The sequence below is a fragment of the Sporosarcina soli genome, from assembly GCF_042655805.1.
Classification (GTDB): Bacteria; Bacillota; Bacilli; order Bacillales_A; family Planococcaceae; genus Sporosarcina; species Sporosarcina soli.
In genome coordinates, this window is record NZ_JBHSNO010000001.1 from 598,791 (window position 1) to 621,411 (window position 22,621).

Consider the following 22,621-nt stretch of genomic DNA (forward strand, 5'->3'; position numbering starts at 1 on the left):
TGCATCAAGTTAAAGTATCAAATCGCCAATTCCAAAATTTCTGCGATGTCCATCGTTTTAATATCGTCTTCCACTTCCATCGCTTTCGTTCCGTCCCCGAGCATCGTTAAACAATAAGGGCATCCACTGGAGATGGTTGAACTTTTTGTCGCGATTGCCTGTTCGGCACGCGCAACATTGATGCGGCTGCCTGTATGTTCTTCCATCCACATGAGACCACCACCAGCACCGCAACACATCGCATTTTCCCGACTTCGCTCCATTTCGATCAGTTTGACACCAGGAATGGATTTTAAGATTTCCCTTGGTGGGTCATACACTTCGTTGTAGCGGCCTAAATAACAGGAATCATGGAAAGTGATTGTTTCATGCACTTCGTTTTTCGGCTCGAGTTTGCCACTTTTGACGAGTTCCGCAAGCAGCTCCGTATGATGGTATATTTCCGCTTCCAAACCGAAGTCCGGATACTCATTTTTGAAGATGTTGTATGCATGCGGGTCGATCGTCACGATTTTCTTCACACCGTTTTTCTCGAACTCTTCAATGTTTTGCGTCGCCAGCTCTTGAAAAAGAAACTCATTTCCTAGGCGTCTAGGTGTATCTCCCGAATTCTTTTCTTTATTGCCTAAAATCGCAAAACTTACGCCAGCTTCATTGAGCAGTTTCGCAAAAGATAAAGCGATTTTTTGGCTCCGATTATCAAAAGAGCCCATTGAACCGACCCAGAATAGATAGTCAAATTCCTCCCCTTGTTTCTTCAACTCTTTGACAGTCGGAATATGGACATCATCCCGTAGCTCGCGCCAACTCTCCCGCTCTTTCCGGTTTAGTCCCCATGGATTTCCTTGTCGCTCGATATTTTGGATCGCGCGCTGTGCATCAGCGTCCATTTTTCCTTCCGTTAAGACCAGGTAACGGCGAAGGTCGATGATTTTATCGACATGTTCGTTAGCTACCGGACACTGATCTTCACAATTTCGGCAAGTGGTACAAGCCCAAATTTCCTCTTCCGTAATGACATCGCCGTTCAAATCCGGCAGTTCAATCGTTGCGGCTGTTTCCTGTGCTGCTAATCCAGCTGTTGCTAGCGAAAGTGCAGGGGAACCGAAAATGGAACGGGGCAGCCACGGACTGCGTGATGTGACAACAGCTCCTTTTTCTGTTAAATGATCCCTCATTTTGACGATTAAGTTCATCGGGGATAAAGTTTTTCCGGTTGCGGATGCAGGGCACATATTCGTACACCGTCCGCATTCCGCGCATGCATACAGATCGATCAATTGCGACTGTGTGAAATCCTCGATTTTTCCGACGCCGAACACTTCCGCTTCTTCATCTTCAAAATCGATTTTCTGCAGTTTTCCGGGAGCTCCCGTTTTCTTGAAAAATAGATTGACCAAAGCGAACAACTCATGTGCTTGCTTCGATTGTGGTACAAATACCATGAACGAAAAGACGGATACCATATGTACCCACCAAAAAACATAGAACAAAACGGCGCCCGCTGTCGTACCAATTCCGGAAAATGCCGCCGTAATCATGCTCGAAAATGGCGCATACACGAAATCAGGCGCTTGCCCAAACATCACTCTCTCAAAACCTAGCGATAACAGGATCGATAGCGTCAATGTGAACAGGGCAATGATGACAAACGCTGCCTTGCGATCCCGTTTCCATTGCAGTCTTTTCAGCTTTTCAATATAGCGACGGTAAAAAGCATAGATCACCGCACACATCATCAAAAAAGTAGTCCACTCCTGTAAGAGGCTGAAGTATTTATGTGCAGTACCGAAAGGAAATGCATACCCGCTAATGAATCCCTTTATAATCAATTCGACTAGTCCGATTTGGATGATAAAGAATCCATAAAACAAGACCAAATGCATCCATCCACTTTTCTTGTCTTTAAATAATTTCCGTTGGCCAAACCCATTGACGAGCACAGTATTGATCCGCTCTTTCAGATTGGGTTCAAACGTCGCTTTTTTGCCAAGCTTTACAAATAAATAACGGGTGTAGACAAGATAGACGAACAAATACATTGCATAGCCTGTCATGGCAAGGAAAGCGAGTAAATTCAAAAATGCTAACATGCTATTTCTCCTCCGCCATCCATTCTTACGTTTCGATTAAACCGAAACGAGGGCTTTTTTAAATTCTTCCGTCAATAGAGGAACGACTTCAAATAAGTCTCCTACAATGCCGTAATCCGCGATTGGGAAAATGTTCGCTTCAGGGTCTTTGTTAATCGCAACAATGACCTTGGAATTGGACATACCCGCCAAATGTTGAATGGCTCCTGAAACTCCACAAGCGATATATAAATCAGGTGTCACGACTTTTCCGGTTTGCCCGATTTGCAGGGAATAATCGCAGTATTCGGCATCACATGCGCCACGGGAAGCACCGACTGCACCGCCAAGCACTTTCGCCAGTTCTTTCAATGGTTCAAAACCGTCTGCACTTTTCACCCCTCGACCACCGGCAACAATCACCTTCGCTTCAGATAAATCGACACCTTCTGAAGTTTTCCGTACGATCTCTTTAATGATTGTACGAAGATCTTTAATTTCAACATTGAACAAGCTCACTTCGCCAGTGCGTGTCCCGTCCTTTACAAGTGCAGGTATATTGTTGGGACGAATGGTTGCAAACACAATGCCATCTGAAATACTATTCTTTTCAAATGCTTTCCCAGAGTAAATGGGACGGGTAAATATGACTTGTTCGTCTACCACTTCAACAGCAGTGGCATCTGAAATTAAGCCCAATTCCATTTTCGCAGCTATTTTGGGCGCAAGATCTTTTCCAAGGGCTGTATGTCCCATGATGATCCCTTCTGGTTTTTCAGCTTCGAGTACTTGAAGGAATGCCTGTCCGAAGCCGTCCGCTGTATAGTGACACAATTGATCATGCTCGACAGTCACGACTCGATCTGCACCGTATGCGATCAATTCCGATGCTAAGTTGGAAGCTCGATCACTTAACAACATACCGACGACTTCACCACCTTCAGCAACTGTTTTTGCGGCTGCGATCGCTTCGAATGTAACATTGCGAAGAGCATTGTCACGGATTTCCGCTAACACTAACACTTTTCTAGCCATTCGTACTCCTCCCCCTTATATGACTTTCGCTTCTGTACGAAGTAACGTAAATAGTTCTTTCACTTGCGTTTTAAGCTCACCTTCCAAGATTTTGCCCGCTTCCTTTTTAGGTGGAAGATACACTTCAATGATCTTGGATTTCGGAGCGACATCTTCTTCCTCAAGATCCAAATCATCCAATTCCAATTCTTCTAGCGGCTTTTTCTTAGCCTTCATAATCCCAGGTAATGACGGATAACGCGGCTCGTTTAATCCTTGTTGTGCCGTAACAAGTAATGGGAGCGAAGTTTGAACGATTTCGCTATCCCCTTCCACATCACGCTCAATAACAGCCGTTTTACCATCGACCGTTATTTTCGTAATCGTGGTTACGTAAGGAATATCCAATAGTTCAGCCAGACGCGGGCCGATTTGCCCTGAGCTTTTATCGATCGATACATTTCCTCCTAAAATGATGTCAAACGCTTTTCCTTTGAAATAGTGTGCTAGAATTTTAGATGTTGTAAACGGATCACTTTCTTCAATGTCATCTTCCGTATTGATCAAAACAGCTTGGTCACATCCCATCGCAAGAGCAAGTCGCAGTTCTTTCACTGACTCTTCATTGCCGATTGATAGTACGGTAACAGTTCCTCCATGTTGATCTTTTAAAAGAATCGCTTCTTCAATTGCGTATTCATCATAGGGATTGATGATGAATTCTGCCTCACTTTCGTCAATGATGCCATTCGTTAAAGTTATATTCTCTTCTGTGTCAAATGTTCTTTTTAAAAGGACATAGATATTCATAAGTCCGCCCTCCTTATTTTTGATAGGATTTCAAGAAATATTATAATTGTAAGTTCTCAACGATAGTCGTAATACCTTGCCCACCGCCGATACACAGTGTCACAAGGCCATATTTCGAGCCTCTACGTGGCATTTCATGCAACAACTTTGTCATTAATACGGCTCCTGTAGCCCCGATCGGATGGCCTAGTGCAATTGCCCCTCCATTAACATTCACTTTATCGATGTCCATTTCGGCACCTTTGATCACAGCTAATGCTTGAGCCGCAAACGCTTCGTTCAATTCAATCAAATCGATGTCATCGATTGTCAGGCCGCATTGTGCCAAAGCCTTTTGCGTGGAAGTGACTGGACCGATCCCCATGATTTCAGGCGACACGCCACTGACGGCTTGTGCGATGATTTTTGCTTTCGGCTTCAATCCGTATTCTTTTACTTTATCTTCGGACATCATTAGGACAACCGACGCTCCGTCATTTCTTCCACTTGCATTTCCTGCAGTGACGGTCCCACCTTCTTTATATACCGGCCGAAGTTTTTGCATCTGTTCTTTTGTGGATTTTCGCGGATGTTCATCCACTTCGAATAAAATGCTGCCCTTCCTCTCTTTCACTTCGTATGGGACGATCTCTTCTTTAAAACGCCCTTCGACTATGGCATTTTCTGCAAGTTGCTGGCTTCGCATCGCGAATTCATCTTGCTCTTCCCGAGAAATCTGGTATTCGACAGCCAAGTTTTCAGCAGTATAACCCATCGTCAAGTTTCCGTATTTTTCCGCCGGCTGCGAGCACGGCTGGCTTTCCGTGTTTGGATCCAAGAGCAATCCGTTTCCAGCACCAAAACCATAACGTGCATTCCGGATATAATAAGGTGCCGTACTCATACTTTCTGCCCCACCCGCAATGACGACATCCGATAAGCCGAGTCTGATTTGCTGGTCCGCGTTATTGATTGCCTGCAGACCCGATCCGCATTGGCGATGGACCGTATAACCGGTAACTGTAATCGGCAATTCCGCCCTTAGCGCTGCCAAACGCGCCAAGTTGGACGTATCCGCACTTTGTTTCGCCTGTCCTAAAATGACTTCATCCACTTCAATATTCTTGTTCGTTCTTGCCATCAGCTCTCGAATCACTTTTTCCGCCAAATGATCGACCGTGACGTCTTTCAACGTACCACCCATCCGCCCGATTGCCGTCCTGACCGATTCAACAATATAGGTATGACGCATTTTTTTACAGCCCCTTCTGTGCATAATCACGTTTCAGTTCACCTGCGATGATGTTTCTTTGAATCTCAGAAGTACCTTCATAGATTTTGGTAATCCGTGCATCCCGGTAATATCTTTCAATCGGGTAATCTTTCATATAGCCGATCCCACCATGAATTTGCAACGCAAGATCCGCCACTTTGTTATAGACTTCAGACCCGAAAAGTTTGGCGATAGCCGCTTCTTTGACGACTCGCATATTCTGATCTGTCATCCACGCAACGCGATATGTCATCGAGCGCAATGCTTCGATTTGCATACTGATTTCAGCCAGCATATGTTGAACGGCCTGAATATCAATAATGCGTTGACCAAATTGCTCCCGTTCGTGGGCATAATCCAAAGCATGTTCTAACAATCTTTCGCATGAGCCTAGGTTTCTTGCTGCTAATCCTGCACGGCCGTTCGCCAGTATTTTCAATGCATTAATATAGCCTTTTCCTTCTTCCCCTAACACATTTTCAGCCGGGACTACCATATTGTCGAAAAACAATTCAGCAGAGTGAGAGCCTCTCAATCCCATTTTCTTTTCCACAGCCCCGAGGATAAACCCAGGCGTATCTTTTTCAACAATAAAAGAAGTGATTCCCTTCGCACCTTTTGTCAGATCCGTTACCGCCATGACCGTGAAGACATGGCCATCCACCGCATTGGTGATATAATGCTTGGATCCATTGATGACATAATGATCGCCTTTTTTAACAGCCGTCGTTTTTAAATTCGCTGCATTCGAACCTGCACTCGATTCCGTCAAGGCAAAAGCGCCAATCCATTCCCCGGAAGCCATTTTCGGTAAGTATTTCTGCTTTTGTTCTTCTGTCCCGAGCTCGACAATACCGACCGTTCCAATACCGGTATGTGCACCAATTAGCGTTGTAAAGCCGTTATGCGTTTTGCCAAGCTCCTCATAGATTGCACATTTACCTACCATATCCAGCCCAAGTCCGCCATACTCTTCAGGTATCCCGAGGCTGAAGAGCCCGATTTCTTTGGACATCTCTACAATTTTTTTCGGGATCGCATCGGTTTCCTCGATTTCCATGGCAACGGGTTCCACTTCTTCCCGTACGAATTTTCTGACATTCCTTCTTAGAAAATCAATATCCTCTGTAAACTCAAAATTCATAGTGACCTCTCCTTATCGCTTCATAAAAACTGCTTCTCTTTTTTCTAAAAATGCTAATGTGCCTTCATTTTTATCTTCTGTACTGAATGCTACCGCTTGAGATAATTTCTCGATCCACATGGCAGTACTGGAATCGACGTCATAGCCTTTATGAACCGCCAATTTAGCGAGTTGAACTGCGACGGGACCTTTTTTCAATATATCGGATGCCACTTTTTCTACTTTTTCAATCAGGCTTGCTTCTTCCGTAAAATAAGTGACTAGACCGATGCGCTCCGCTTCTTCCCCGTCGATGATTTTTCCGGTTAACACCATATCGAGCGCTCGGCCTTTTCCGACGATTCTTGAAAGCCGTTGCGTACCACCTGCCCCTGGAATAATCCCTAAATTCAACTCTGGCAAGCCAAATTTTGCATTTTTTGTCGCTACACGAATATCACAAGCTAATGCAAGCTCACAGCCCCCGCCCAAGGCATAGCCATTTACTGCCGCAATGGTCACTTTCGAACAATTTTCAATTTGCGTATATAACCCTTGCATCCCTGGAATAAGGGCCCCCAACGCATTCCGTTCATGAAGTTGTTGAATGTCCGCTCCAGCTGCAAATGATTTGCCGCCAGCTCCTTGAATCACAACAGCTCGTACATCGTTATCCGATTCAGCATCCAAGAATACTTGATTGATTTCGGTTAATGTTTGGGCATCCAATGCATTTCTAGCTTCCGGTCGGTTGATCGTCAGCCACATGACGCCTGCTGTTTTTTCTACTGTAAGATTCATGTAATCCACCATCTCCATTTCCCTCCTAGGTATAGTCGTAAAAACCTTTGCGGCTCTTCTTCCCTAATCGCCCCGCTTTTACGTACTTGACGAGTATGGGACAAGGTCGGTATTTTTCACCAAGCGTGGCATATAAGTACTCCATATTACGCAATCTCGTATCCAGTCCGACTAAATCGGCCAGTTCCAATGGTCCCATCGGATGATTCAGACCCAATTTCATCGCCTTATCGATGTCTTCAGCAGAAGCGACCCCTTCCATGAACATGTTCATCGCTTCGTTGCCGATCAAACAGTTCATTCTCGATGTGACAAATCCAGGAAATTCTTTCACTTCAACGGCTTCTTTTCGCATGGACTGCGCAATATCTTTAACAAATGCCACAGTTTCATCAGATGTTTCCAGACCTCTGATCACTTCCACCAACTTCATCTTATGAACAGGATTGAAGAAATGCATGGCGACGACTTGATCCGGACGGCTTGTTTGTGCACCGATTTCAGTCGGGCTCATTGTCGAAGTGTTTGTCGCAAGAATCGCTTCCCGCTTACAAATGTGATCAAGCTTCTGAAACACCTCAATTTTCAAATCCATTTTTTCCAAGACCGCTTCTATCACCAAATCGGCATCCCTCACAGCGGTTTCTAGATTCGCTTCATATAATAGATTCCTTTTCGCCGCTTCATAGTGCTCTTCTTTCAAAAAACCACCGCGAAAGCTTGTATCCAATAAGTCATCAATCTCCTGCTTCGCTTTTGCCAGAATAGCGGCATTCAAGTCGTTCAAATAGACCTTGTACCCCGATATCGCGCTCGTATAAGCGATTCCTTTACCCATCACACCCGAACCAACAACTGTAATTTGCTTCATATGATGCTCCTCCGTATGTGCCCTCTATTTTTTGACTAATAAGCGATCGTAGGTGAACGCTGCTTCTGTCATTTCTTGCAATTCTTCAATAGAAATGTCCGATAGGATCTCAACTAGCTTCATGCGACCTTCCTCGAACTTGAACACCGCATGTTCCGATACCGCAAGATCCGCTTTAGTGATCCCACTCGTCGGAAAAGAAAGTTCTTTCACAAACTTGGCTTCACCATTTTTGGAAGTATGAGATGTTGCGATAATGATCTTTTTGGCACCTACCACGAGATCCATAGCACCTCCTACACCTAAAATGGTTTCACCAGGTACTGCCCAATTGGCAATTTCCCCTGTCTGATCCACTTGTAGCACTCCTAACACAGCTACATCGATATGCCCGCCTCTGATCATCGCGAACGAACTGGAGCTATCGAATAAGGAAGCGCCTATTTCCATTGTGATCGGGGCTTTACTTGCGCTGATCAGATCCATATTCACTTCGTCCGCAGGCGGAGTCGGCCCCATCCCGAGCAATCCGTTTTCCGATTGCAAGATCAGATGTTTGTCCCCCAAATAGTCCGGGATGAGTGTAGGAATCCCGACGCCCAAATTGACTGTTTGTCCTTCCTCTAACTCTTGGACAATACGCTTCGCAATTTTGATACGGTCAGCTTGACGCAACGTAAACACCGCCTTTTTTCGCATAGTTACTCTGCACAATATAGTCTACATACACATGGGGCGTTACAATTTCGGATGGTGACAATGTACCGATTTCTACGATTTCATCGACTTCAGCAATGACGATTTTCCCTGCAGTCGCCATAACAGGATTAAAGTTCCTTCCTGTATGGTCATACACTAAATTGCCCAGACGATCCGCTTTTTGAGCCTTAATCAAGGACACATCCCCTTTTATGGCTTTTTCAAAAATATAGCGTTCACCGTCGATTATCTTTTCTTCTTTTCCTTCAGCCAATTGAGTGCCGACAGCTGTTTTTGTATAAAATCCACCTATCCCCGCGCCTCCACACCTGACCGCCTCCGCCAAGGTGCCTTGTGGAATAAGCTGGATTTCCAAATTTCCATCAGCCCATGCTTGTACAGCATCCCGATTGGTTGTAAAATAGGAACCTATTGCCTTCTTCAATAGATTTCCTGTGAGCAATTTCCCTAGACCTTTACCAGGTTCCCCTAAATTATTGCTGACGACAGTCAAGTTTTTTAGAGACGAGGCTGCCAATCGATCAATGAGTGTAAGAGGTGTGCCAGATAATCCAAACCCTCCGACCAATAATTGATCTCCGTCCTTTATAAACTTTAAAATCTCTGTTTCTTCCAATCGTTTTTTCAACTTCATCCCCCCTAGAAGTCAAGTGAATATCTTTGCATTTCAATTTGTTTGCTCGGTAATAACAGGTTGCTTTTCACGAGCCTTTTCTTTAAATCTAAAGTAACTAATAATGATTCCTCCAATTAACGGGAATCCGATATAGCCCATAGCCGGTAAAATAAACCCGATCAATTTTGTGAATCCGACAAAGCTTAATAAAAATGCGATTCCCCCAATGTATACATTGCGCAGTTTAAATTTCGGATGATCAGGTCTCGTCAATCTAACGGAAAATGAATAAAGCATACCAACTGCTGTGTTAAAGATCATCCCAAAAATCAGAATTGCCATAGCAAAGCCTAACCATGGGGAAAGTTCTGCAAATAAAAGCAATGTTGGCATTTCGACATATTGTATTTGATCAAACTTACTCATCAAGGCTATGTGGAATAATACGATGAAAACGCCAAATCCAACTCCGCCTAAAACCCCACCATGATTTACTATTTTTTGTTTTTCAGTACTCCCTCCAATGACAGTGAGCATCGCAAACCCAGTGGCTGTTATCATTGATATGTAGAGTAGCGTGCCAAGTAACCAATGGGGAGCCGCTGATTGCGAAGGATCTACCATACTTTCAATTTCAACTAGTGTTAAATTCGTTGTTAAGATTGAATAGATTCCTAATCCTATAATCGCAATGAGTAAAATAGGCGTAAATGCCGCCAAAATCGTTAAGATATTTTTCATATTCAAATTAACAGAAAGGATTGTCAGGATCACCATAAGCAAACTTCCTACAATTTTCGGGAGTCCAAACTGTTGATCAAACAACGTCCCACTACCCGCAACCATGAGAACCAATATCCCGAATAAGTAAACCGTCATAACAATATCAAGGACATTTCCCAAATACCGACCACATATTTTATTAATCACTTTTTCATGTGATGTCGTTTGCATAATATTCCCTAACTTTCCAACCTGCATAAAGATTAATCCGAAAGCGATTCCAGAAATGACTGCACCTACAAGGCCAACCCACCCATAGGAGGTGAAAAACAAAAATACTTCTTGACCCGAGGCAAAACCTGCACCAATCATCACCCCTATAATTGCAGCGCCAATTTTCAAACTATCTTTCAAATGAAATCCCCCGTTTCAGTAACGTCTCCATTTTTCTAAAGGAATGAACGAACCCCCACTTTTCAGATGAAGCCGTCATAAGGTTTTTGACTGGTTGAATGATGAATCCAATTGATCAATGTAATAAAATCGTATACCGGCAAACCAATTTCACTTTGAATCGTAGCTGCATAAGGCGGGAGATCGCTACACTCCAACAAAATGGCAGCTATGTCACCATCCTGATTCACCAACTCTTTCGCTGCATGGACAGCTTCATAACGGACTCCCTCATGATCAAAGGTCCCTCGATCTTGAATAATTGCCAAGAACTCCTGATATTCACTTAAGTCTTTGATGACAACAGCATTCAAATCTTGTATGCCGCAATTCTTTAAGAAGTCAGGCGTGATCCCTTTCGCATAAGCAGTCAAAATACCTATTTTTTGATTCGGTTTTAAGCCGGTTGCAATCCATGGGACTTGTACAACACTGGATAGGTAGACGGGTATATCAACAGCAGCCGCGACTTCTTTTTGAAAGTTTCCAAAGAATCCACAAGCCGCGGAGATAGCCCTTGCTCCTTCCGCCTCGAGCTCTTTTGCAGCCTGGATAATACTGTCCTTTAATGTCGGATCGCCATTTAGAATTCTGGAAGTCGTGCAATTTGGAACTTTTTTTAGCCTTACCGGAAATGCATAAGTGCTTAAATTTGCAACATTACCTGGTAAAACTGGATACCAACAATCCTCCAGGTAAAGTATGCCAACCGAATAGCCAGAAACGTATTGCCCTTTTTTCTGTGTAATCGTTGTTTTCCGAGATGCGCCTTGCAAATAACCATATTCTCTTTTCATGCCCTCTTTTTGTATGCTCATTTGATAACTCCCTTCAGGACAACGATTTTGGAATGCTTAATCTAATGTAGAAACCGATTGAATGCGCTTTCTTTTCAGACGATGGCATCTTCTAAAACGAGGTCATTTTCCGCAAATCGTTCAACTCGTAACGGTGTCAGATCAATCGTTTCATACTTGCCTTTGCAAATCAGTTCGGCCAATCCGAGACCTACCCCTGGTGCTTGCTGCATCCCATGCCCACTGAATCCTTGCGCAACATAATACCCTTTCATTTGTGGGTGCTCCCCGATAATTGCATTTTGATCGAGTGTATTGTGATCATATAAGCCGGCCCAGCCCGTTTCCAATTTAAGAGTTTCAAAATTTGAGACACGATGCGCCAATACTGGCCACAACTCATCAAATCCGGAACGTTGCCATTTGAAATCGATGCCCGGTTTGACATTTTCTGAGAAGCCGGCTACAACTTTATCTCCCTCATGTCGGAAATATACGCCAGTCGGATCAATTGTAAGCGGCAACATTTTTTCCAATGGCTTCGCTACATCGAGTACGTACATTTGGCGTTTCAAAGGAACGACCGGTAATGGCAAGCCGAGTCTCTCACTTAACGCAGGCCCCCAAGCGCCCGCACAGTTAATCACAATTGGGGCAGAATAGGTTGTGCCATCAGCGAGTTGCACACCTGTCATCTGACCTTTTTCCGCCAATAATGCAGCAATCTCCGCAGAAATATATTCCACGCCTAAAACTTGTGCATTTTTCCGGTACGCTTGCATCACAGAATATGGATCCAGATAACCATCCTCCTTGCAAAACAAACCGCCAGCAAGGTCCCCCGTCTCTAATTCAGGAATGATGTCAAGCAATTCATGGGCCTTGAGTATTTCAGAAGGCACACCTTGTGCATGTTGCAGGACCATTTGCTTTTCTAAAGCAGGTAGCATGTGGTCTTTTGCTAAAAATAAATAGCCGCGTTGTTTAAAATCGATTTCAGCCTGCTCTCCATCAACCTCCATCTCTTCAGCAAATTTTTTATAGACTTGCAAACTAAAACGGCTTAATTGAATATTGATCGATGTCGAATACAACTGACGAAATCCACCGGCACTTCGCGCTGTAGATGAGTATTGATAAGACGGATCCTTCTCAAAAACTAAAATCCTCCCTTCGAACTCGTTTTTCCGCAAAGCGTAGGCCGTGCTCGATCCCATCACTCCACCACCAACGATGATGATATCTGCTTTTTTCATAACTATTCTCTCCCTTCATACTCAAAATGAATTGCCTTCCCTGCTACTTTGTTAGTGAAATCAGCTAATGTGTATGTAGTATACTTTCGATTTTTAAAGAAGAGTATGTTTAATATGCATAAGATTCAGAAATAAATAGTTTCAAATAGACGAGTTATCTGAATGTATCATGCAATAAACGCATGATTTGATTGCAACTGTAACATTGTACATACTGCCTAAATGGCGATTTCACTTTGAATTTCTCTTTTTCTATGATGGCAATGGATATCCGAATATTCTAACCATCGTTTTTTACAACGGTGATAACTTACTAGCTATCGTTTTTTTCAAGATAGAGAGTGTTACAATAGTTGAAATAACTGTTAATGAAGGTGGTGTGCTGGGATGTTTAAATTTGTCATGCCTGAAGTGATTTTTGGAAGTGGTTCTATCCATCAGGTCGGTGAAAGCTGTGCTCGTCTCGGTGCTCGAAATGTGTTGATTGTGACGGACAAAGGAGTGACCGATGCGGGTTGGGCTGCGTATGCCGAAAAAAGCTGCCGAGAAGCAGGACTTTCATCAATTCTTTATGCCAATGTCAGCATTAATCCAACAGCATCGGAAGCAGAGGAATGTGCGCAGCGCTATCTCGACCATGAATGTGATGCGCTAATCGGAATCGGTGGCGGCAGTGCCATTGATACGGCTAAAGCCGCGGCCATTCTTGCAACGAATGGAGGCCATCTCCGTAATTACGAAGGCGTAGATCGGATTTCAAAACCGCTTCCCCCACTTGTCATGGTGTCTACAACAGCTGGTTCAGGTTCAGAGGTTTCACAATTTTCCATTATCGTTGATACAGAACGGCAAATAAAGATGACAATTGTTTCAAAGTCTCTCGTACCCGATATCGCGATTATCGATCCCGACGTACTTGCGACGAAGAGTGCCCGACTCACGGCTTCCACAGGGCTCGATGTGTTAACACATGCAATTGAATCATTTGTTAGCGTAGCTGCAACCCCGCTAACAGATGTGCATGCCAAAAATGCATTAAAACTGTCCACTCAATTTTTACGTCCATCTGTTGCTTCCCGATACAATAAAGAAGCAAAAGAAATGATGGCAATGGCGAGCCTTCATGCCGGACTTGCCTTTTCCAATGCCATCCTCGGTGCCGTGCACGCGATGGCCCATTCGATTGGTGGTCGCTATCCATTTTTACATGGGGATATCAACGCTGTCCTCCTTCCACATGTCATGGAGTTCAATGCATTGGCGGTACCTGTAAAGTTTAAAGAAATGGCTGAATTGATGGGGGAAGATGTTCGAACGCTCTGTACAGCAGCTGCTAGCGAAAAGGCTATTCGCCATGTCCGCAAACTTGCGGTTGATATCGGTGCGCCCCTTACACTCTCGGAAATGGGTTTTGAGGAATCGGCTATTCCTGCGATTAGTGAAATAGCCTTACTAGACGCCTGCATGATTACAAATCCACGAGATATTTCCGCGGAAGAAGTCACCCTTCTTCTCCAGCGGGCTTTGTAGGTGATATTTTGGAAAGACATCAAATGATCGATTTATTGACAGGCGTCCAATCATCCAAGCGAAATTATTATTCAGAACTAAAAACAACAGTCGATGAATTGAAAAAGAAAAATAGTCAGCTTGAAATTATCAATGAAGTAATGAGTAGTTTTACGTCAAATTTTTCGGTATCAGATATGTTGCAAAACATGCTTATAAAATTAAAAAATGTGTATCCGATTGACCGTGTAAGCACAGCGCTTGGGAATGATCACGAACTTGTCCTAAGCTATGTGTACCCGGAGAGCGACATGTATCTTGCAAAAGGCACCCGTTTTCCTAAAAACAACTCCCTTTATCATGACGTTTTAACACTCGGCCACAATACGGTTTACCACGATGACAACAGTAATTCATTTTTTGAAAAAGAAGGTTTTCAGCGTCTAGGGCTAGCCTCTGTCCATCTGTTTCCCTTGAAGTGTAACGGAAAAACGATTGGCGTGTTGTCACTTGGCAGTCGTTCCCATTTTCAGTGCACTGAAGAAGACCTAGCTTTCTTCTTCAATCTAGCCGATCAGGTTGCCGTTTGTGTGGAAAATGCGCGACTCTTTAGTGAGGTACTGGCCGGAAAACAACGTTGGGAGGAAACATTCCGAGCAGTCTCGGATGCCATTTTGATCATTGCGCCCGATGGCACGGTTGTATCAAGAAACGACGCCGCTCAGTTGGACTGGCCGCTTGATATCGGTCAGAACATACGAACAGCTATCGCAAAAGCTACCCGTTCCGTAGAAGATCCATTTCAGAAAACGATTGAAACGAAAAGGCCCTACTCTGCTGAGCTCCATCATGAAAACAAAATTTATGACTGTTCTTGGTACCCGCTTTTGGGAATGGATGCATCCATTGACGCTGTTATCTTATACCGTAAAAACGTAACCGAAAAACGTCAAATGGAAGTGCAACTGATGCATTCTGGACAACTTGCCGCTATCGGGGAAATGGCGGCTGGTGTGGCACATGAACTAAACAACCCACTAACAGCAATCATCGGCAATTCTCAGTTATTGCTTAGAACCCAGTCAAATAACGTAGAAATGGAGCCATTACTCGAAGATATCGATCGCTGCGGTAAACGTTGCCGGACGATTATCCGCAGTCTGTTAGCCTTTTCCCGCCAAGATGATTTTTCATTTAAACCTTGTTCTTTGAATGAAGCCGTCAGCGAGGCACTTCATTTAACACGTCAGCAAATTGAAAAACAGCAGATTTCAGTCGACATTGCTCTTGATCCCAGCCTCCCAACTTTGAGCGGCAATTTGCAACAGTTAAGTCAAGTGGCTGTCAACCTATTGATGAACGCGAAAGATGCACTTGAAGAACAACAAGTAGGTCCCAAAAAAATTCGGATCCAAACAAAAACAACAGATAGTTCAGCCCTTTTATGTGTAACAGATAACGGTTCGGGCATCGCACAGGACATACTGGACGATATCTTCCATCCCTTTTTCACAACAAAGGATGCCGATCGTGGCACCGGCCTTGGTTTATCCGTCAGCTTCGGGATTGCGAAAGCGCATGGGGGCACACTGTCCGTTGAAACGAATCAGTGCGATAAAACGACATTTACCCTGGCGATTCCACTATCTCGTGAAAGGTTGTAAAGCAATGACACATATTTTGATCGTCGAAGACGAAATGGAAATCGGTCGATTTTTATCACGGTTGCTTCAACTGAAAGGCTTCAAAACAACACAAGTAACGACTGGACATGATTTTGATCAGCTCGTTCACTTATCTTCCTTCAAACTTGCATTTATCGATGTGCGCCTGCCGGACAGAAACGGAATTGATATTTTAAAAGCGCTGAAAGCAAAAGTGCCGGCCTGCCCGTGTGTCATCATGACCGGCTACAGTACAGTGAAAATAGCAGTAGATGCCATGAAATATGGCGCTGCTGATTTTATCGAAAAGCCGTTTGAAGACATTGACGTTATTGACCAATTGGTTGATCGTTTACTAGGTGAACTAAAAAGCGGAACGATTGAAGAAGCCGATTATGAACGAATTGCACGTGACGTCGGTTGCTTTCTCGGCACAAGCCCCTCTATGCACCAGTTGTTCGAACTTGCCTTTAAAATTGCACCGAAACCAATTACTGTACTCATTCAAGGCGAAACAGGAACCGGCAAGGAAGTGCTAGCAAAGTTTCTTCACGCCGCGAGTAACCGATCAGGTTCCTGTGTTGCCCTTAACTGCGGAGCGCTGCCCGAATCACTCCTTGAAAGTGAACTTTTCGGCCATGTGAAAGGGGCTTTCACTGGCGCTTCAGCGGAGAGAGTCGGTTATTTTGAAGCCGCCTCTTCAGGCACCCTTTTCTTGGACGAAATCGCTGAGGCTTCCCTTTCTACCCAAGTAAAACTGTTACGGATACTCGAAACAGGGGAATTCAGAAAAATAGGCGGGACAACTTCCCAACGCACATCTGCCCGTATTGTCGCCGCTTCCCATGTCAATATTGAAGAAGCCGTCCAACGTGGAGAATTCCGGGAAGATTTATACTACCGGCTAGATGTCGTAAAGCTCGTCATTCCCCCATTGCGAGAACGTCTAGCGGACATTCCACTATTCGTCGACTCATTTTTGAAACAATCCGGAGAGAACATTACATTCTCTGCGGATTCAATCGAGCTGATGAAGCAATATAATTGGCCTGGAAATATGCGTGAATTAGCAAACATGGTCCGCCAAATTGCTGTCCTTTCAACCGAGGGAGCGGTCATCACGCCAAACCAATTGCCCGCGAAAATAACAGGGGTTCAAAACCAATCCTTATCAGAAGCACCTTCAATAGAAGCCGTTCACTTTCCCGATGAATGGAAGCGATTTTCCGAAAAAGTCCTAGATGTTTATCACGGACAAGAGGACCATCATCTTGATGAACTCATTGATACCATGAAAAAGATGGAAAAGCGTACCGCCACTGCAGTAATTCAAAAAACGCTTAAAGAAACGGCTGGTAACCGCAAAAAGGCTGCTGCAAAACTGGGCATCTCAACGCGGAAAATCCGCTACTATTTAAATGAAACATAAGAAAAGCACAGGGCTACCGCTTAGACAATGAAAAAAGACCGGAAAGCTACCATCGGCTTCCCGGTCGTTATATAAAAATAGAGCACTTACATCCTATCTGCCATTTATCGAGCGATCTATCAAAACTCCAAGACAATTCGTCCGTTAATCTTTCCTTGCTCCATTTTGCCGAAAATATTGTTAATCTCGGAAAGTGGCGCCGTTTCAATCTGTGCTTTTACTTTGCCGCGTGCTGCAAAATCAAGTGCTTCTTTCATATCGATCCGCGTGCCTACAATGGATCCTTTTACTGTGACACCGTTCAATACAGTATTGAAAATCGGAATCGGCAGCTCATCGTTTGGCAATCCGACAACGACAAGTGTACCACCCCGCTTAACCGATTGATAAGCTTGTTCAAATGCTTTCTTGGTGACTGCAACACTAATCGACGCCTGCACGCCACCGAGACGTGATTGAATTGCTTCAACTGGATCTTCTTTTAACCCATTCACCGTTTCATCAGCTCCCAATTCTTTTGCAAGCGTGAGCTTTTCATCGGCAATATCGACAGCAACAACATTGAAGCCCATCGCTTTTGCATACTGCAGCGCAACATGCCCCAATCCGCCGATTCCGTAAATCGCTACCCAGTCACCTGGTTTTGCCCCGGACACTTTAAGTGCTTTATACGTCGTGACTCCCGCACATAAAATCGGAGCCGCATCAACTGAAGTTAAACTATCCGGGATTTTCGCCACATAATCCGCGGCTGCCAGGCAATACTCCGCATATGCCCCGTCAACGGAATACCCCCCATTCTCTTGATTGAGACAAAGTGTTTCTTTCCCACTCAAACAATAATCACATTCTCCGCACGCCGAGTAGAGCCATGGAATTCCGACACGATCCCCCACTTCCACTGCGGTAACCCCTTCGCCAATCTCTTCCACAACCCCGACACCTTCATGCCCCGGGATAAGCGGTAACTTAGGTTTTACCGGCCAATCGCCATGTGCCGCATGCAAATCTGTATGACAAACACCGCATGCTTCAATTTTAACAAGTGCCTGACCTGGACCTGGTTTCGGTTTCGGCACATCTTGCACATCCAGCCCTTTTTTGAATTCACTAACTACGGCTGCTTTCATGAAAAGTCCCTCTTCTTCTTTGACCTTGCCTTCAATTGCCGACTTCATAAAACATTCCTCCCTTTGGTTTATGTCATTCGCATTTATATTTTGCAAGAAGCATGCCAAATTGGGATTCATGCTATCGTCGTCTGTTTTTCTAAAAACAGACCGAAAAAGCGGCAGAATCAGCCGAATTCTCGGCTGATTCTGCCTCCAAAATGGCTCCGTGATAGCGCTAACGGAGAGAAGCCAAAGTTTGGTTATGTATCTTTGACTTAATAATTTCCTAAAAGACAAGCAATACCAACAATAACAGATGAAGTTTCTCTTTCGATTTACGGAGTCGCATAGGTTAAAGACAACATTAAATAGACTCTTTCGTCAGAACAATTTCTATAAGTGTGGAGTTCCTCACCTTTAAATCTTAAAACATCCCACTTGTTTAATTGATGGTTTTTGCCCCCTACTTCCATTTCTAACTGACCATTTAAGACAAGTACAATTTCTTCAGAGCCCGCTAAATGATATTCACTGTACTCACTATTTGGTTCGATACACGCCCGATGCCATTCAACACTTCCAAACGCTTTACATACTGGCGTGATAAACCAATCATTATGTTGCCCTGCAAAATAATGATTGGTTTCAAATCGGTATATTTCACTCTCTTCTTGGAAATCTACTAACGAGGCGAGGGGTATATTTAATCCTCTGGCTACTTTCCAAAGAATATTAAGTGTCGGGTTTGCCTCCCCTCTTTCAATTTTTCCTAATGTTAGTTTACTAATGTCGCTTACACTCGCCAATTCTTCAATGCTAATCCTTTTGCTTTTTCTAATTTCTCTTAAGTTCTTCCCTACTTGACTTGATAAGTCAATGTTTTCCTCACTCATATTTCCACACCTTTCTATTGACCACACCAATAAAGTATATTATAGTAAATTAAAAAGTTAACCATAGTTTATTATTAGTTAAAAAAGTTAACTATATTATACCAAATAATCTTCATGTTATACCAAAAGGAGTGTTTGCAATAATGAAAAAACCAAAAAATCTATATCTGATTTGGAGTATCTTTGCTTTATTTATTATATCCATGAATTTGCGGGCATCTATTACGTCAATTTCACCCGTTTTAAAAAATATTCAAGCGGATTTGCATATGTCCAGCATCTCGATTAGTTTACTTACTGCCCTTCCTGTTTTTTGTATGGGCATTTTTGCCCCTATTGCTGGAACGCTGAGTAAACGATGGGGACTTGAGATGACGATTGCAATATCGGTTTTAGTCATTGGGGTATCCACAGCTTTGCGCCTCGTTGCAACCTTTCCACTGTTGCTATTACTGACTGCTGTATTTGCTGGAATTGGAATCGCCATTACTGGACCACTAATCTCGGGTTATATTAAAAAACATTTTCCTAAAGCGACATCTTCTATGATTGGGGTTTATTCAGCCGGTATGGGGATTGGGGCGTCTTTAAGTGCTGGATTGGTCGTTCCAGTCATGCATACATTCCATCATTCATGGAACGTTGCTTTAGCAATATGGGCGTTATTGGCAGTCATCGGGATCATCGTATGGCTCCCAATCCTTAAACGATCTACTCAAACGAAAAGCGAAGCAACGGAATCTGTCAATCCAAAAACGCATTTGCCTTGGAAAAATCGATATGCTTGGCTGCTGATGATCATTTTCGGCCTTCAATCCGGCGTATACTATTCTCTTGCAACATGGTTAGCTCCCAAAGTACAAGAAATTGGTTTTAGTGCCGGTTATGCGGCAACCGTCGTCACTATTTTTTCCATCATGCAAATGATTTGTAGTTTAATCATCCCGATTTTAATCAATAAAAGCGTGAATCGAAAGCCTTGGCTTATTCTCTCCGCTTCTTGTTCTGCCATAGGGATTATTTTATTACTTACTGGAGGCCTTTCACCGATGATTGGGGCTGTTTTAATGGGAATCGGCGCTGGAGGATTATTTCCATTAGCCATGATTCTCCCTTTAGACGTAACCGCTACCGCAATAGATGCCAGCCAATGGACTGCGATGGTTCAATTTGGTGGTTACCTTATTAGTGGTGTGATTCCCATGCTTGTGGGCATTGTAAAAGATGTTACAAACACCTACAACTACGCATTTATGGCCTTACTATTTATTTTATTGCTCCTCCTATTCTTGTCGTTAAAAGTTAGGAAAAAGCGGGAGTTCAATCTCCCTACCAATGAGCTAGATACCTCTACTGCATCCGTCAAATAGAAACCATTATTTGTATCTTGCTCAATTTTTCTAAAGACTCTATCACTACTTTCTTGAAGCATTTTATTCTAAAGCATGCTCTTAAGCGTTTATCGTTTATTCACGTTCAAGTTTGGGCATATTTTAAAGGATAGCTGAGTATCATGCGAGGAGGAATGCTGCCTTGAAAAAGTTATTGAAAATATCGTCTACATGGATGCCTATTTGGATCATTGCCATCCTTATGCTATGCATGATCAGCATTTATCTACCTGTTTTTGGCGGTACAAGCCCCCGCTTGACCGATTTCCCTCTCATTATTGTAGATGAAGATGAAGGCATTTCTTCTTTCATTACAGGTAAAGAAATTGCTGATCATCTGATTAAAAAACAAGATGGACATACATTTAGCTGGAAAGTGGCAGCGAATAAGGAAGCGGCGATACAAGAATTGAAAAATAATCAAGCATACGGTGCCTTGGTTATCCCAACAGATTATTCCAAAGAAATCATTGAACTTCGCGATGCTCTGATGACCGGAAAAACGGAAGTGAAGCCTGCTCATTTAGAATTACTCATTAATGAAGGTGGAGGCCGTACAACAACAACGATTGCGACAAGTGCACTAGAAACACTCGTGACGACCGCCTCTACCACCATTAGTAGCCATCTAAAAGAAGAATTGATCCAAAACAATAGCCAACTGTCCCCTAAAAACGCAATCTTGTTAGCCAATCCGTTACAATATACGCTGACAAATGCATTAGGGCTTCCAGAACGTACAAATAATGGGATGACCCCTTTTATGATTGTTCTCATCACGTCCATTTCAGGCATAATGGGCGTAAATATGATCAATGGTTATCTAAAAACTAGTAGCGCGAGTGTTAAAAGTGAAGGCTATTCTTTAAGTAAAACGGAAGTCATGAATGCTAGTATGTTATTAGGGGTTATTTTATCTGCGCTTGTGGCTGCAGTGTTACAAATCGCTGTATTTGGTGTTTTCGGAAGTTCACATTCGACGAGCATCTGGCTTATTTTCTTATTTACATTTTTGTGCTGTCTAACGATGCACTTCCAGTTTAAAATGATTTCACTATTTTTAGGAAAATGGGGAATGTTGGTCATGTTCCCTATTAATATTATGGGCATCTTCTCTAGTGGAGGAGCCGTTCCAATTGCAACATTGCCATTCATCCATCACTTTTTCAGCAATATCTTACCCGCACGCTATATGGTCGACGGCTTGAGAGTGATGCTTTATTATAATGGCAGAATACAAGCTGGCCTTGGGGTTGCTTTATTCGTCATTCTTATTTACTTTGTTCTTTTCTTAGGCATCTGCCTAGCTGTCGCATACCGGGTTCATCGTCAAGAACTCGTTAAAAGGTGAAGAGATATATTATAGCATCAAAAAACCGATTTCCTTGTTGGAATCGGCTTTTTCGATTTCTGCAAACAAATTACTTTTCAACAAAGCTCTGTCAGCATACTTTCAGTGTGACAAATATGGTATCCTCTTATAGATTTTCCGAACGAGAAAGCCCACTTCTTTAGAGGTGGGATGAAAGTGAGGTCGAAACAGGTCTATCTTTAGATAGGTCAATGTTTCGACTTTTTCGTGCTTTAGGCGCTCATAATAGTTGCTAATAAAACGTATGTTCCGTATAATTGAACTATTCAAACAAGTGAAGAGGAGGGGAAGTTCTTGTTTGTCACTCATTCTTTTAAAATTCCTTATGATGAAAAACTCTATGCAGAGTTAAGGGATATGCAACGAGAAGCGGCTTCTGTTTGGAATGATATTGTGAGAGAAGCGACTTCCTATTATTTCTCGTTTCGTAAATGGTTAAGTAAAACCGACATTCAATCCATTCGAAAACAAACCTATCACCTTCATTCCCAAACAGTTCAAGCGATTGCGGACAAATATGTCGCGAATCGGGAAACGATCCGTCAACTACGAAAGACAGACAAGAAAGCCAAATATCCATGGCGAAAAAAACGGTATTATTGCATACCATTGAAAAAAGCCTCCATGGATATTTCGGCTGATACAATAACCGTTAAAAAAGTCACATACGAACTTAATATGTACCCTGTAGAGTAGACACTTAAAAAAAAGACTACTCTACAGGGTCTTTTTTTGTACAATTA

General features: G+C 43.3%; 20 protein-coding genes. 6 read left to right on the top strand and 14 right to left on the bottom strand.

Annotated features, from left to right (window positions below; genetic code table 11):
* Positions 1 to 17: 17 nt before the first annotated feature.
* The 12 genes from ACFPRA_RS02930 to ACFPRA_RS02985 form a co-directional block, all read right to left on the bottom strand.
* Positions 18 to 2,093: a (Fe-S)-binding protein gene (locus tag ACFPRA_RS02930; RefSeq protein WP_381430463.1), complete on the bottom strand. Its 2,076-nt coding sequence runs from the start codon at positions 2,091 to 2,093 to the stop codon at positions 18 to 20.
* 36 nt (positions 2,094 to 2,129) lie between these two features.
* Positions 2,130 to 3,107, bottom strand: coding sequence for an electron transfer flavoprotein subunit alpha/FixB family protein (locus ACFPRA_RS02935; RefSeq protein ID WP_381430466.1), 978 nt, complete (start codon positions 3,105 to 3,107; stop codon positions 2,130 to 2,132).
* Between the two features lie 15 nt (positions 3,108 to 3,122).
* On the bottom strand, positions 3,123 to 3,896 hold the full coding sequence (locus tag ACFPRA_RS02940; protein ID WP_381430469.1) for an electron transfer flavoprotein subunit beta/FixA family protein: 774 nt from the start codon (positions 3,894 to 3,896) through the stop codon (positions 3,123 to 3,125).
* Between the two features lie 40 nt (positions 3,897 to 3,936).
* Positions 3,937 to 5,127 (bottom strand): thiolase family protein, encoded by a 1,191-nt coding sequence (locus ACFPRA_RS02945; RefSeq protein ID WP_381430472.1) that lies wholly within the window; start codon positions 5,125 to 5,127, stop codon positions 3,937 to 3,939.
* 4 nt (positions 5,128 to 5,131) lie between these two features.
* A complete protein-coding gene (locus ACFPRA_RS02950; RefSeq protein WP_381430475.1) occupies positions 5,132 to 6,292 on the bottom strand; it encodes an acyl-CoA dehydrogenase family protein in 1,161 nt (386 codons plus the stop codon).
* 12 nt (positions 6,293 to 6,304) lie between these two features.
* Complete coding sequence (locus ACFPRA_RS02955) at positions 6,305 to 7,084, bottom strand: enoyl-CoA hydratase/isomerase family protein (protein ID WP_381430477.1); 780 nt, start codon at positions 7,082 to 7,084, stop codon at positions 6,305 to 6,307.
* 13 nt (positions 7,085 to 7,097) lie between these two features.
* Positions 7,098 to 7,943 (bottom strand): 3-hydroxyacyl-CoA dehydrogenase, encoded by an 846-nt coding sequence (locus ACFPRA_RS02960; protein WP_381430480.1) that lies wholly within the window; start codon positions 7,941 to 7,943, stop codon positions 7,098 to 7,100.
* A gap of 24 nt (positions 7,944 to 7,967) precedes the next feature.
* Positions 7,968 to 8,618 carry a 3-oxoacid CoA-transferase subunit B gene (locus ACFPRA_RS02965; RefSeq protein WP_381430484.1) on the bottom strand — a complete coding sequence of 217 codons (651 nt, stop codon included), beginning with the start codon at positions 8,616 to 8,618 and terminating at the stop codon, positions 7,968 to 7,970.
* On the bottom strand, positions 8,605 to 9,297 hold the full coding sequence (locus tag ACFPRA_RS02970; RefSeq protein ID WP_381430487.1) for a CoA transferase subunit A: 693 nt from the start codon (positions 9,295 to 9,297) through the stop codon (positions 8,605 to 8,607). The genes ACFPRA_RS02965 and ACFPRA_RS02970 overlap by 14 nt, the downstream gene beginning before the upstream one ends.
* A gap of 33 nt (positions 9,298 to 9,330) precedes the next feature.
* Entirely contained in the window at positions 9,331 to 10,416 is a 1,086-nt protein-coding gene (locus ACFPRA_RS02975; protein ID WP_381430490.1) for a YkvI family membrane protein, read from the bottom strand.
* A gap of 62 nt (positions 10,417 to 10,478) precedes the next feature.
* On the bottom strand, positions 10,479 to 11,273 hold the full coding sequence (locus tag ACFPRA_RS02980) for an aspartate/glutamate racemase family protein (RefSeq protein ID WP_381430493.1): 795 nt from the start codon (positions 11,271 to 11,273) through the stop codon (positions 10,479 to 10,481).
* Between the two features lie 74 nt (positions 11,274 to 11,347).
* Complete coding sequence (locus tag ACFPRA_RS02985) at positions 11,348 to 12,508, bottom strand: NAD(P)/FAD-dependent oxidoreductase (protein ID WP_381430496.1); 1,161 nt, start codon at positions 12,506 to 12,508, stop codon at positions 11,348 to 11,350.
* 387 nt (positions 12,509 to 12,895) lie between these two features.
* Here ACFPRA_RS02985 and ACFPRA_RS02990 point away from each other — a divergent pair, with 387 nt between their 5' ends.
* Genes ACFPRA_RS02990 through ACFPRA_RS03000 form a run of 3 tightly spaced genes read left to right on the top strand, consistent with a single transcriptional unit; the run spans position 12,896 to position 17,110 of the window.
* The gene (locus ACFPRA_RS02990) at positions 12,896 to 14,038 is read left to right on the top strand and encodes an iron-containing alcohol dehydrogenase (protein ID WP_381430498.1); all 1,143 of its coding nucleotides are present in this window, start codon (positions 12,896 to 12,898) and stop codon (positions 14,036 to 14,038) included.
* An 8-nt stretch (positions 14,039 to 14,046) separates the two neighbouring features.
* Positions 14,047 to 15,681 (top strand): GAF domain-containing sensor histidine kinase, encoded by a 1,635-nt coding sequence (locus ACFPRA_RS02995; protein WP_381430500.1) that lies wholly within the window; start codon positions 14,047 to 14,049, stop codon positions 15,679 to 15,681.
* Between the two features lie 4 nt (positions 15,682 to 15,685).
* Positions 15,686 to 17,110, top strand: a complete 1,425-nt coding sequence (locus ACFPRA_RS03000) for a sigma-54-dependent transcriptional regulator (RefSeq protein ID WP_381430503.1) — start codon at positions 15,686 to 15,688, stop codon at positions 17,108 to 17,110.
* A 119-nt stretch (positions 17,111 to 17,229) separates the two neighbouring features.
* On the opposite strand, the gene adhP is transcribed toward ACFPRA_RS03000, so the two are convergent.
* On the bottom strand, positions 17,230 to 18,240 hold the full coding sequence (gene adhP / locus ACFPRA_RS03005; RefSeq protein ID WP_381430574.1) for an alcohol dehydrogenase AdhP: 1,011 nt from the start codon (positions 18,238 to 18,240) through the stop codon (positions 17,230 to 17,232).
* A 317-nt stretch (positions 18,241 to 18,557) separates the two neighbouring features.
* Positions 18,558 to 19,115, bottom strand: a complete 558-nt coding sequence (locus tag ACFPRA_RS03010; protein WP_381430506.1) for a helix-turn-helix domain-containing protein — start codon at positions 19,113 to 19,115, stop codon at positions 18,558 to 18,560.
* A 143-nt stretch (positions 19,116 to 19,258) separates the two neighbouring features.
* Between ACFPRA_RS03010 and ACFPRA_RS03015 the strand changes: the two genes are divergently transcribed.
* The 3 genes from ACFPRA_RS03015 (at position 19,259) to ACFPRA_RS03025 (ending at position 22,574) form a co-directional block, all read left to right on the top strand.
* A complete protein-coding gene (locus ACFPRA_RS03015) occupies positions 19,259 to 20,485 on the top strand; it encodes an MFS transporter (RefSeq protein WP_381430508.1) in 1,227 nt (408 codons plus the stop codon).
* A gap of 163 nt (positions 20,486 to 20,648) precedes the next feature.
* On the top strand, positions 20,649 to 21,857 hold the full coding sequence (locus ACFPRA_RS03020) for a YhgE/Pip domain-containing protein (RefSeq protein ID WP_381430511.1): 1,209 nt from the start codon (positions 20,649 to 20,651) through the stop codon (positions 21,855 to 21,857).
* Between the two features lie 315 nt (positions 21,858 to 22,172).
* A complete protein-coding gene (locus tag ACFPRA_RS03025) occupies positions 22,173 to 22,574 on the top strand; it encodes a hypothetical protein (RefSeq protein WP_381430513.1) in 402 nt (133 codons plus the stop codon).
* Positions 22,575 to 22,621: the final 47 nt, after the last annotated feature.